Origin of the sequence: uncultured Corynebacterium sp. (assembly GCF_902782855.1) — a bacterium.
GTDB lineage: Bacteria > Actinomycetota > Actinomycetes > Mycobacteriales > Mycobacteriaceae > Corynebacterium.
Map to the genome: position 1 here is coordinate 1 of NZ_CACZOO010000329.1, position 12,354 is coordinate 12,354.

General features: G+C 68.6%; 10 protein-coding genes. 5 read left to right on the plus strand and 5 right to left on the minus strand.

What is annotated here, in order from left to right:
• Nucleotides 1-152: 152 nt before the first annotated feature.
• On the minus strand, nt 153-1,379 hold the full coding sequence (locus QZV72_RS13400; protein WP_297009120.1) for an MFS transporter: 1,227 nt from the start codon (nt 1,377-1,379) through the stop codon (nt 153-155).
• Nucleotides 1,376-2,041, minus strand: coding sequence for a FadR/GntR family transcriptional regulator (locus QZV72_RS13405; RefSeq protein ID WP_297009121.1), 666 nt, complete (start codon nt 2,039-2,041; stop codon nt 1,376-1,378). The genes QZV72_RS13400 and QZV72_RS13405 overlap by 4 nt, the downstream gene beginning before the upstream one ends.
• Nucleotides 2,042-2,242: 201 nt before the next feature.
• Here QZV72_RS13405 and paaZ point away from each other — a divergent pair, with 201 nt between their 5' ends.
• Both paaZ and paaI read left to right on the plus strand, forming a co-directional pair.
• Nucleotides 2,243-4,399 carry a phenylacetic acid degradation bifunctional protein PaaZ gene (paaZ, locus tag QZV72_RS13410; RefSeq protein ID WP_297009123.1) on the plus strand — a complete coding sequence of 719 codons (2,157 nt, stop codon included), beginning with the start codon at nt 2,243-2,245 and terminating at the stop codon, nt 4,397-4,399.
• Entirely contained in the window at nt 4,396-4,956 is a 561-nt protein-coding gene (paaI, locus tag QZV72_RS13415; RefSeq protein ID WP_297009125.1) for a hydroxyphenylacetyl-CoA thioesterase PaaI, read from the plus strand. Before paaZ ends, paaI begins: the two co-directional genes overlap by 4 nt.
• A 95-nt stretch (nt 4,957-5,051) precedes the next feature.
• Here paaI and paaK read toward each other — a convergent pair whose 3' ends face one another.
• Nucleotides 5,052-6,377, minus strand: a complete 1,326-nt coding sequence (gene paaK, locus QZV72_RS13420; RefSeq protein ID WP_297009126.1) for a phenylacetate--CoA ligase PaaK — start codon at nt 6,375-6,377, stop codon at nt 5,052-5,054.
• 112 nt (nt 6,378-6,489) lie between these two features.
• Nucleotides 6,490-7,098 (minus strand): TetR/AcrR family transcriptional regulator, encoded by a 609-nt coding sequence (locus tag QZV72_RS13425; RefSeq protein ID WP_297009127.1) that lies wholly within the window; start codon nt 7,096-7,098, stop codon nt 6,490-6,492.
• A gap of 200 nt (nt 7,099-7,298) precedes the next feature.
• On the opposite strand from QZV72_RS13425, the gene QZV72_RS13430 reads away from it, so the two are divergent.
• Together QZV72_RS13430 and QZV72_RS13435 are read left to right on the plus strand one after the other, a co-directional pair.
• On the plus strand, nt 7,299-9,035 hold the full coding sequence (locus QZV72_RS13430) for an AMP-binding protein (RefSeq protein ID WP_297009128.1): 1,737 nt from the start codon (nt 7,299-7,301) through the stop codon (nt 9,033-9,035).
• 98 nt (nt 9,036-9,133) lie between these two features.
• The gene (locus QZV72_RS13435; RefSeq protein ID WP_297009130.1) at nt 9,134-10,459 is read left to right on the plus strand and encodes a glycosyltransferase 87 family protein; all 1,326 of its coding nucleotides are present in this window, start codon (nt 9,134-9,136) and stop codon (nt 10,457-10,459) included.
• On the opposite strand, the gene QZV72_RS13440 is transcribed toward QZV72_RS13435, so the two are convergent.
• Nucleotides 10,399-11,280 (minus strand): cutinase family protein, encoded by an 882-nt coding sequence (locus tag QZV72_RS13440; protein WP_297009132.1) that lies wholly within the window; start codon nt 11,278-11,280, stop codon nt 10,399-10,401. The genes QZV72_RS13435 and QZV72_RS13440 overlap by 61 nt on opposite strands.
• Before the next feature lie 188 nt (nt 11,281-11,468).
• Between QZV72_RS13440 and QZV72_RS13445 the strand changes: the two genes are divergently transcribed.
• Nucleotides 11,469-12,354, plus strand: an 886-nt coding sequence (locus tag QZV72_RS13445) for a GDSL-type esterase/lipase family protein (RefSeq protein ID WP_297009134.1), incomplete at its 3' end; no start/stop codon positions are given.

The window sequence follows — 12,354 nt, forward strand, 5'->3', positions numbered from 1 at the left end:
GCCACCAGTACCGAGGTGGCAGCACATCTGCCACCAGTACCGTTATGCGGTAATCAGGTACCTGACTTCCGCATGGCGGTACTGGTAGCGACACTGCTGCACGCTCGGTTCTAATAGCGACACTGGCGGAGGAACGCCGAGGACGTGAGCGCTCAGTCGACCGTCCGGTCCCGCCCGGCGAGCAGTCCGGCGATCAGCAGCAGCATGTCAGCGATGATGAGCACGACCAACGGCGGTGTCCACGAACCGGTGGCGTCATGTAAGGCCCCGAGAACCACCGGCCCCGCGGCGGCGAGGACGTACCCCACACTCTGCGCCATCCCCGACAGGGACGCCGCCGTCGTGTGTGACCTGGCGCGCATCCCGAACAACGACAGGGCGAAGACGATGGAGGAGCCGCCGCCGACACCGCCGATGCACGCCCACACCACCGTCGCCCCCGGGGCCACGAGAATCCCGATGTTCGCCACCACCATGACCAGTGCGATCGCCGCGCCGAGCACCTGCTGGTTGCGCACCCGGGCCAGCAGTGCCGAACAGCCGACGCTGCCGCCGATGCCGCAGACACTGAACAACACGAGGTGCACACCGGCGGTGGCGCCGCTGATGCCGGCGTCCTGCTCGATCGTCGGCAGCCAGGTGACGAGCACGTAGTAGTTCGTGGACTGCAGGCCCATGAAGGCGGCGACCTGCCAGGCCAGCGGAACGCGCCACAGGGGGCGTGCCGAGCGGTCGTCCCCGGGCACGGCGGACGCCAACGGCGCCGGCGTGCCCACCGGGGCGTCGATGGGGTGCCGCAGCATCGGCAGCAGGACGCCGATCGCCACCAGTGCGAGCCCCGCCCACATACCCAGGGGCAGTCGCCACCCCAGGCCTCCGAGTCCGGCGACCGGCACGGCGACACCGGACGCCACAGCCGCGAACCCGGACTGCACGGCGGAGTAGGCACCGGTGACCTGGCCGATCCTCGTCGGGAAGTCACGCTTCACCCAGGACGGCAGCACCACGTTGAGCACCGCGATAGCCACGCCGATGAGCAGCGTACCGACCCACAGCAGCACCGTCGGCGGGGTCGACCGAACGACGAGACCGACGGCGAGGACACCGAGCGCGGCGGCGATGGTCCGTTCCAGGCCCATCCGCAGAGCCACCCGGGGGACGAACGGGGAGACCACGGCAAAAGCCAGCAACGGCAGGCTCACCAGGAAGGACGCCGAAGAGGACGAGAGTCCCAGGTCGTCCCGGATGTCGTTGAGGACCGGGCCGACCGTGGTGATCGCCGTGCGGAGGTTACCGGCGACGAGCAGGATGCCGGCGAGGGTCAGGGTGGTGGGGACGTGCCGGGTGACCGCGCGCCGGCTGGCCGACGGGGCCGTCATGCCAGCTCCGCCACGAGTGCGACGAGGTGGTCGGCGGCGGACGCGGCAGCATCCGGAGCGTGGTCCGCCACGGCGTCGACGACGGCCTCGTGCGCGGCGGTCATCCCGGGGGTCTCGTGGGCCAGCCCGCCGTTGTCCAGGGCGAGTTCGTTACCGCCGACACCCCGGTAGAGCTCGGCGAGCAGGGCATTGCCGGACGCCGCCATGAGCGCACGGTGGAACGCGATGTCTGCGGTGGTGAAGGCGTCCGCGTCCCCGGAGCCGACGGCGTCCGAACGCACGACGAGGGCCTCACGCAGGGCCACGATCTGGTCGGGAGTGGCGCGCTGTGCGGCGAGGCGGGCACCCTCGCGTTCCAGGATCGCCCGGACCTCCGCCACATCCTGCTCCCGGTCACGGTCGATGTGCCGGGCGAGGGTGGGGGCCAGGTCACTGGTGTCGGTGACATAGGTGCCGTAGCCGGCGCGGGCGGCGAGCATCCCGGCGTGGACGAGGGAGCGGACGGCCTCACGGACACTGTTGCGGCTCACGCCGGTGTCCTCGGCGAGTTCCCGCTCGGTGGGGATGAGTGACCCGACAGGGAACTCGCCGGCCGCGATACGGTCGCGGAGCTGGTCGGCGACCAGCTCCGACCTGGTCTGTACTGGTTCGATCCTGGACATGCGGGCCACACTACCCTCCTTGGTCAAATATCCTACATTTGTGTCCGGCACGCCGGGCCCGCCCCGCACGCCCCGTATGTTCGACACGTTCCGCATGTCCTCCCCCGCTCCTTTTCCGTGCGATACGATACCATGGACTGACCGACCGTTCGGTCACCGTTTCTGCGGTGACCCGGTCTCCACAGACGAAGAAAGGACGACATGGCTGCCCCGACCCCGGACCCCGGCTACCTCGCCAGCTACATCCTCCCCAGCTACATCACGGACCGCTGGATCACCCCCGACCCCGACGCCCCCGGCGCGAAGATCACCGACATCACCGACGCCTCCACCGGGCAGGTCACCGCCCGGGCCGTCTCCGGGACCTCCGCAGCCACCGGCTTCGACACCGCGGCCGCCGTGACCCACGCCCGTACCGTCGGCCAGGACAACCTGCGGAAACTCACCACCCACGAGCGCGCACTGATCCTCAAGAACCTCGCCCTCCACCTCAACGAGCGCCGCGGGGGCCTCTACGGACTCTCCTACGCCACCGGCACGACCTCCCGCGACAACCTCATCGACATCGACGGCGGCATCGGCACCCTCTTCGCCTTCTCCTCCAGGGGACGCCGCGAGATGCCGAACGCGAACGTCATCCCCGACGGTCCCGTCGAGGTCCTCAGCCGGGACGGCAGCTTCGTCGCCCGCCACGTCTGGACCCCGATCACCGGCGTCGCCGCGCAGATCAACGCCTTCAACTTCCCCGTCTGGGGCATGCTCGAGAAGTTCGCCCCCGCCTTCATCGCCGGCGTCCCCTCGATCGTCAAGCCCGCCACCCAGACCTCTCCGGTCGCCGTGGAGTGCGTCCGTCTCATGGTCGGGTCCGGCCTGCTACCCGAAGGGTCACTGCAGATCATCGCCGGTGCCGGACGCGACCTCATCACCCACCTCGACGAGCGTGACCACCTCGCCTTCACCGGATCCGCCGACACCGCCCGACGGCTCCGCGGCTCCGACGCGGTCCAGGTCGAGGGCCTGCGGTTCGCCGCCGAAGCAGACTCCCTCAACGCCGCGATCCTCGCCCCCGACGCCACCGAAGACACCCCCGAGTTCGACGCCTACATCCGCGTCCTGTTCGGCGAGATCACCGCCAAGGCCGGGCAGAAGTGCACCGCCGTGCGCCGCGCGATCGTCCCCGCGTCACAGGTGGACGCCGTGGTCGAGGCACTCTCCGCCAAGCTCGATGACAAGGTCGTCGTCGGCGATCCGCGCACGGAGGGCACCACCATGGGCCCCCTGGTCTCCACCGACCAGCAGCGTGACGTCGCCGCCGCCGTGAAGGCCATCGTCGACGCCGGTGCCACCGTCCGTCTCGGCGGCGGTCCCGTCGGCGACGAGGCGGGCGCCTTCTTCGCCCCGACCATCCTCACCGTCGACGATCCGCGCACCCCCGCCGTCCACGACACCGAGGCCTTCGGCCCGGTCGTCACCGTCATCGGCTACGACGACACGGCCGCCGACAACGGCGTCGCCGAGTCCGTCGAACTGGCCAACCTCGGCCGCGGTTCGCTGGTCGCGTCCCTGGTCACCCACGACATGGACACCGCCGCCACCGTCGCGAAGGGAATCGCCGCGATGCACGGCCGGCTCCACCTCGTCGACCGGGACGACGCGAAAACCTCCACCGGTCACGGTTCCCCGCTGCCCGTCCTCGTCCACGGCGGACCGGGCCGCGCCGGCGGTGGCGAGGAACTCGGCGGCGTCCGCGGCATCCACCACTTCATGCAGCGCACCGCCGTCCAGGGGTCCCCTGACCACCTCACCGCCGTCACCGGCGAGTGGGTCCGGGGTGCTGCGACCCGCACCGTCACCCGCGCCGATGTTGCGGCGGGGACGGGCGTCCACCCGTTCCGCAGGTCCCTGGCGGAGCTGCGCATCGGAGACCAGCTGGTCTCCGAGACCCGTGAAGTCACCATCGAGGAGATCCAGGCCTTCGCCGAGACCACCGGCGACCTGTTCTACGCCCACACCGACGAGGAGGCCGCGACCGCCAACCCGTTCTTCCCCCGGCGCGTCGCCCACGGCTACCTGCTGGTCAGCTGGGCCGCAGGGCTGTTCGTCGAGCCGGCACCTGGACCTGTGCTCGCCAACTACGGGCTGGAGAACCTGCGGTTCATCACCCCGGTGACCTACGGCGATTCGATCCGGGTGACGTTGACTGCCAAGCGGATCACCCCGCGCGTCACCGACGACTACGGCGAGGTCTGCTGGGATGCGCTGATCACCAACCAGAACGACGAGATCGTGGCGTCCTATGACGTGCTCACCCTCGTCGAGAAGGAGAACACCACCTACGCGAACTGGGGCAAGCGATGACTGAGGCAGCCGCCGGAACGACCGCCGACCTGCGGACGACCCCGGACACGATCCTTGTGCCCGGGGTCGCCGAGGGACCGGCCCCGGCCCCCGGACTCGCGTGGGCGCGCGCCATGTTCCGCGATGACGCCGCCTCCCAGTTCCTCGGGCTGACCGTCACCAGGCTTGAGGAGGGGGTGTGCGAGGGCGAGTTCACGCTGCGTCCGGAGATGTGCAACGGCCACGGCAACGCCCACGGCGGGTTCCTCTACGCTTTCGCGGACTCCCTGTTCGCCGGGGCCTGCAACTCCGGTGGCCAGGCAGCCGTCGCCGCGTTCAACACCATGCACTACATCGCCCCGGGGCACCTGGGTGACCGGGTGCACGGCCGTGCCGTGCAGGGCGACACCTGGGGGCGCAACGGCATCACCGATGTGGAGCTCAGCGTGGACGGGCGTGTGATCGCCCAGTTCCGCGGCACGTCGCGGGTGGTGCGGATGCCCGGGGAGCAGGACGGAAAAGGACGCCCCCGGAGCGTACCTCAGGACATCGGTGACAGTTCATGTCTCAGGACATGATGACCTCCCCACCTCGCCCGCCGTCGCCGGCACCGTAAGCACAGCCGGCACCGTAAGCACAGCAGACACAGCCGACGCCGGTTCAGGGTCGGGGCCTAGTCCTTCGGCCGGTTATCGACGAGACGCTGCGCCTTACCGTCGCCGGTGTCGAGCACCTCGAGCACCTCCACCTTCGTGCTGATGCCGATGCGGTTCTTGATCTCACGGACCAGCCACGCCGCAGCGTCCTCCCGGTGACGGGCGGCGAGCCCCTCGACTGCCTCGACCCGGATGGTGAGCGTGTCCATGCGCCCGGCCCGGTCCAGGACACACTGGTAACGAGCGCGCAGATCGGAGTGCCCGGTGATGATCTCCTCGAACTGGGAGGGGAAGCAGTTCACGCCGCGCAGGATGATCATGTCGTCGTTGCGGGCGAGGATCTTGTCGATCCGCCGCATCGAGCGGGCCGTCCCCGGCAGCAGTCGGGTGAGATCGTGGGTGCGGTAACGGATGACCGGGAAGGCCTCCTTGGTCAGCGAGGTGATGACCAGCTCACCGATCTCGCCGTCAGGCAGGGCTTCGCCGGTGCCGGGGTCGACGATCTCCGGGTAGAAATGGTCCTCCCATATCGTCAGGCCGTCCTTGGTCTCGACGCACTCCTGCGCTACGCCCGGGCCCATGACCTCTGACAGGCCGTAGATGTCCGTGGCGGTGATGCCCATGGTGTTCTCGAGCTCGTCGCGCATGCCGTGGGTCCACGGTTCGGCGCCGAAGATACCGGCCCGGATCGAGGTGTCCCGGGGGTCCATGCCCTCCTTGACCATCCGGTCGACGATGTTGAGCATGTAACTCGGCGTGCACATGATGCCGTCCGGCCTGAAGTCGCGGATGATCTGCACCTGCCGCTCGGTCATACCGCCGGACGTGGGGATCGCGGTCGCGCCGAGCTTCTCGACGCCGTAGTGGACGCCGAGCCCACCGGTGAACAGTCCGTAGCCGAAGGCCACATGGATCCGGTCTCCGGGACGCATCCCTCCGGCGCGCAGTGAGCGGGCGACAAGTTCGGACCAGGTCTCGATGTCCCGGTGGGTGTAGCCGACGACGGTCGGCAGGCCGGTGGTGCCGGAGGACGCGTGGACGCGGGCGATCTGCGACTGTGGCACGGCGAACATGCCGAAGGGGTAGTTCTGCCGGAGATCCTCCTTCTCCGTCATCGGGAACCTGGCGAGGTCCGCCATGTCGTGGAGGTCGTCGGGGTGGACGCCGAGCTGGTCGAAGGCCCGCCGGTAATGCGGGACGTTGAAGTAGACGTGGCGGAGGGTGTTCTTCGCCCGCTCGATCTGCAGGGCCGTGATCTCGTCGCGCGACGCGTATTCGATACCGAGCGACGGTCCCTTTCCAGGCCCGCCGCCGACGGTGTAGTTCGTCAATAACGCTGTCATGGTGTCACCATCACTTTCGCAGTCGACCGACTGAACGGTCGGTCGGTTTGTGGGGTGACCTGTATCGTACAGCAAATGTGTGTGGTGTCACGTTCGTAAAAGAAACAGCAGGTCAGGAAGACACAGGGTCCCCGGCCACACCCCGGAACACCACATCCACGACGTTGTCCTGCAACTCCCCCACCCCGATACGCCCACCAGGGGTGAACCACTCGACCACCGAGTTGGCCATACCCAGCACCAACCGCGCCTGGAGCTGCGGATTGAGATGCGCCGAGATCTCCCCCGCGTCCTGTGCATGCGTCATCAACCCCTCGACGTACCGGGTCAACTCGCGTCGTCTCCCCATGGCCGCCAGCTCCACCGGCGAATTACCGCGCAACCGCAGCAGCAGTGTCACATAGGCACGGTCCTCGACCGCCAGCCGCACGGTCTCCCGGAGCAGGTACTCCAACCGCTGCCCCCAGGTGCCGTCCATGGTCTCACACGTCGCGCGGACCGCCTCCAGTGCCGTGAGGGCACGGTCGGAGGCGACCTCCAGGATCTCCTCTTTCGAGGTCACGTGATGGTAGATCCCCGACTTCGAGATCCCCAGGCTCTTCGAGAGCATGCCGACACTGGTCGCCTCGTAACCATGCTCGATGAACACCTCGACACATCGGCGCAGGACCGTCTCCCGGTCGTAAACCTGCCGGGACCGTCCGCGTGCGTTCTCCGTCACATGAGCTCCTTTCGCCGTTGACTGAGAGACTACATAGCTGCATCGCGCCGGGACCACCACCCCCGCTTCAGGGGCTGATATAGTTTTTCTCTCAAGGTGATTGGCATCACAGCCAGTCTCGACGTCGCCCTGCAGTCAACCCTTGTGCGGTACGCCGGGCCGGCGGACCACGCAGTCCCACCGAGGAGGACCCTCCACCCATGACCACCGACTACCCCACCACCCCCGCGACCGTGCCCCCCGCACCGCCCCGCAGCGGGCTCGACGTTCCGCTCACCCCGCTCCGGTTCCTTGAACGGTCCGCCGACGTCCACCCCGGCAAGACTGCCTGCATCGACGGCCCGCGCCGCGTCACCTTCGCCGCCATGCGGAAGGACGCCCTGCTCATGGCACGCGCACTGCGTCGTCGGGGGATGCGCCCGGGTGAACGGGTCGGCATGCTGGCGTCCAACAGCTACGAGGCCCTCCTCGCCCAGTTCGCCGTCCCGCTGGCCGGCGGAGTCCTCGTGGCGATCAACACGCGCCTCGCGCCCGCCGAGGTGCGCTACATCTGCGACCACGCCGGCATCAGCATCCTCTTCGGCGAGCAGGACCTCATCCTCGCGTCCCGCCGCACCCTCGGCTCCGCCGGAATCGTCGACTCCTTCGTGCTCATACATGACGCCGACGGCACCCAGCCGCAGCCGAGGTTCCCGGACTCCGGTGTCGTCACCACCGTCGACGAGTTCCTCGCCGAGGGCGTCCACCACGAGGGCGAACCGGACGATGACACCACCTTCCCCTTCAGCGTGGCCGACGAGACCACCCCCATCGCCATCAACTACACCTCAGGGACGACGGGACGCCCCAAGGGCGTGGTGTACACCCACCGCGGCGCCTACCTCAACGCCCTCGGTGAGATCACCACCCAGAGCTTCAACCGGAACACGGTCTACCTGTGGACGCTGCCGATGTTCCACTGCTCCGGCTGGTGCACCGGCTGGGCCGCCATGGCCGTCGCCGCCACCCAGGTCGCACTGCGCGCCGTACGCGGACCGGAGATGTGGCAGCTCATCGATGACGAAGGCGTGACCGCACTGTGCGGCGCCCCGGCCGTCCTCACCACCCTCGTCGGCGACAGCAACGCCCACGAGATCGACGGTCTCTCCGTCGTCACAGCAGGCGCCCCGCCCAGCCCGACCGTCATCGAGGCCTGCGAGACCCTCGGCATCGTCATCACCCAGGTCTACGGACTCACCGAGAGCTACGGCCCCTACACGGTGTGCGAACCACAGCCGGAGTGGGCCGACCTGCCGGTGGCGGGCCGGGCGAAGCTCAAGGCACGGCAGGGCGTCCCGATGATCACCAGCTCCGACGCCCGCGTCGTCGAGGTCATCCCCGTCGGCGCCCCGTCAGACTCCGTACTCCACGACGTTCCGGCCGACGGCCGGACCATGGGCGAGATCGTACTCGGCGGCAACGGCGTGATGAAGGAGTACTTCCACAATCCGGACGCCACCGCCGAAGCCTTCGTCGGTGGCTGGTTCCACACCGGCGATCTCGCGGTCAAGCACCCCGACGGCTACATCCAGATCCTTGACCGGTCCAAGGACGTGGTGATCTCCGGCGGCGAGAACATCTCCACCATCGAAGTCGAGCAGGCGGTCATCAGCCACCCCGCCATCGCCGATGTCGCGATCGTCGGCGCCCCCGACGAGAAATGGGGCGAGCGCCTGCGCGCCTACGTCGTCCTCACCGACGGCGTGGAACCCGGCGAGCAGGTCGAGAACTCCGTCATCGACCACTGCCGCGGACTCATCGCCGGCTACAAGGTCCCCCGTGACTACCGGGTCCTCGACGAACTGCCACGCACCTCCACCGGCAAGGTGCGCAAGAACGTGCTGCGCGATGAAGCCTGGGCCGAGTACGAGGAGAAGAACGGGCAGCGGGTGAACTGACGGTCCGACCGTCGCGGGTGAACTGACCCCCAGAGAGTTCACCCCCGACGGCGCCGCCTCACCGGATTCCACGGAGCCCACTGGTAGTTGTGGGGAACATGTCACTGACCGAAACCCCTGGCGGCGTCCCACAGCCCACCCCCCGACCGCGGGCAGCTCTCTGGGGTGTCCTCGGAATCCTGGCGCTGGTCGTCCTCAGACGGGACACCAACCCCTTCATCTTCGGCGAGAAGGGGCTCAACCTCTTCCAGCTCTCCCCGGACTTCATGGTCTACTACACCGCCGGGGAGCACCTCAACAACGGCCTCGGCGTCTACGACGGCGGACTGTGGGGCTTCCTGCCCTTCACCTACCCTCCCTTCGCCGCCGCAGCGTTCCGCGTCCTCCCGCTGTTCCCCCCGCAGGACGCGGCGATCCTCTGGGCGATGGTCTGCGCCGGATGCCTCATCGCCGTCACCATCGGCGTCCTCGTCCAGCGCGGGTGGCGGTTGGACGCCGGCACCGCCACCCTGGGCGTCCTCGCCGCTGTCGGTGCGATGTCACTGGCCGCTGTCCGGGAGAGCTTCTTCTACGGCCAGATCAACCTCGTGCTCATGCTGCTGGTCTCCCTGGACTTCCTGCGCCGCCGTGACCGCTTCACCGGCATCGGCGTGGGTCTGGCCGCCGGGTTGAAGCTCACCCCCGCCTTCTTCATCGCGGTGATGCTGCTGCAGCGACGCTTCCGCGACGCCGCGGTCGCCACGGGCACCTTCCTGGCCACCGTCGTCGTCGGCCTGGTCATGGTGCCGGACGCCACCAGATTCTGGACCTCCGCCCTGTTCGACGACTCCCGGATCGGCACCCTCGACAACCCCGGGGCCCAGTCCCTCAAGGCGATGGCCGTCCGCTGGCTCGGGCACGAGGGAACCGACGCCACCGCACTGTGGGCGGCGATGGTGGTCATCGTCCTCGCAGCCGCCGCCGCGGCAGTCGTCGAGGCGCACCGCCGCGGCAACGACGCCCTGGTCATGGCACTCGGCGGGGTCACCGCCTGTCTGGTGTCACCCTTCTCCTGGCACCACCACTGGGTGTGGCTGGTGCCGCTGGCACTGTGCCTGGTGGACCTCACGGTGCGTGCGACCGAACAGGTCGCCCGGCACCGCGGGAACAGTCGGTGGTGGGTACCGCAGGTCGGCGTCCTCCTGGGGGCGACGGTGGTGGTCGCCGTCATGCTGCCCTACGTCAGCACCACCTTCTGGTTCACACTGACGTACTGGTGGATGCAGGGGCAGGGGAAGCTCCTCGCCACCTGGTACACGTGGCAGGGTGCGGTGTTCATACTGATCGCCGGCTCGGTGGCGCTGTGGCTGCGACGACGCGACGGTCAGCCCATATGGCCGCGGAGGAAGCCCTCGCCACGGGAGAAGCTGCCCGTGGCGGAGTAGCTGTTGGTGTGCAGCCAGGTACCCGGCAGGACACCGATCAACGTCTCGAGGGCCAGGGCGCTGCGCTGGTCACCAGGGATCGTGGCCAGGGCCCCGTAGCCGGCCCGTGCCGAGACACCGAGGAAGGCGTCCCGGTTGGCGCGGACGTCACCGGTCCAGGTGTCGGAATCACAGGTGAAGTCGCCGTTGTCGCAGACGTCCATGATCCGGTCACCGACCACACCGTAGCTGCCGGAGAGATCGCCGAGGATACCGGTGCCCGGCCGTGCGGTGCCCCCCTGCGCCGTCGCCGCACCGCGGTAGGGGTTGGCCTGGAAAACGCCGGAGCCGAAGCGGTCGGCGGCGACCGGGCCGTCACCCTGACCGATCTCCGCCGCGACGTGGGCCGCCGCATCCGCCCCGAGGGAGTAGCCGTAGAGACTGATCTTCGCGCCCGGGCACTCGACGGCGGTGGACCGGACGAGATCACGGGTCCGGTTGGTGGCGTCGGCGGCGACGCCACGGTAGTCACGGGCGACGAAGGCCCCGGAGTCGTAGGAGACCGTGCGGCTGGTGGCGTGGCCGAACTGGTCGATGCGTGCACCGAGGTCTGCGGTGTAGCCACCGACGGGGACGTTGTCCGGGATTCCCGCCACCGAGTTCGCGCCACCGGGGACGATGACGACGATGTTCGGCTCGCACCGCGGGAGGACCGGCGTGGCCACGGGGCCGAGGGAGACACTGAATGCCCCGGCTGCGGGGGCGGTCAGCAGACCGGCACCCGTGACGAGGGCGGCAGCGGCAGCGGCCGTGACACGGCGGTGGTTCGGGAGAAGGCGCATAAGAACATAACTTATGGGGTGAGGGGACCCTCCACAAGTGGAACGCACATCGTGCAGGGGTGATCTTGACGACACCTGACCGCCCCACGATCTGTGCGCTGGCCAGCTTTTTCATGAAGCGAGGTAACTTTCCGGGATGAATGTGCGATGGTGTGGGGAGTTGAACTGACATTTCGAGAGAGGCTTCCATGCGCGCGCGCCACCAGACCGACAGTCCCGCTTCACGGATCCGGCGACGGATCACCGGAGCGGTGGTCGCCACCGTCTCCGCGGCAGCCCTGATCGCCGGCGGACTCGCGGTGTCGGATGACGCCACCCCGACCGCCGAGGCGAACCCGGGCGAACTCACCGTCTTCGGCGACTCCTACGCCTCCAACCCGGACTTCTGGGTGACCTACGGACTCGCCCCCGACGACAACTACCCGCGCACCGGAGGCTGCGTGCAGGCCCCGAACAACTGGCCGCGGAAGCTGGCCGCCGCGACCGGTCGCGTACTGCACGACTGGTCCTGCAACGGCAACACCACCGGTGACGTCCTCAACCGCATCGAGGACGCCAGGAACGCCGGTGCGCTGACCGGCGCGACCGGCACCGTGGCCGTCGCCGTGGGCATGAACAACTACGGACCGTGGGGCTACTTCCATGACGGAAACAACTTCCTGGACCCGGGCGTCGTGCGGTCCACCTACATCCGCGACATGCACCAGATCGCGGACAAGATCCACGCCTATGCCCCGAATGCGAACATCGTGATGCCGGGCATGCTGTCGATCAGCAGCAACAACATGGTCTGCCCGCTGAACGTGATCCCAGAATTTCCGCTGGGCCTGCCGGTGCCGGTGCTGACCTCGGTGGAGAACTGGCTGGCGGACACCCAGCGGGACGCCGCCGCCGAGATCGGGGCGACGTTCGTGGATGTCAAGGGCCCGTCTGCGATGCACTCGACCTGCTCCACGCCGGACTCCGAGCGGTACGTCGCCGGGCTGGTGGACACCACCACCCCGAACTACAACTTCCTGTTCCACCCCTCGGACAAGGGAAGCCAGCTCATCGCCGACCTGGTGAAGTCACACA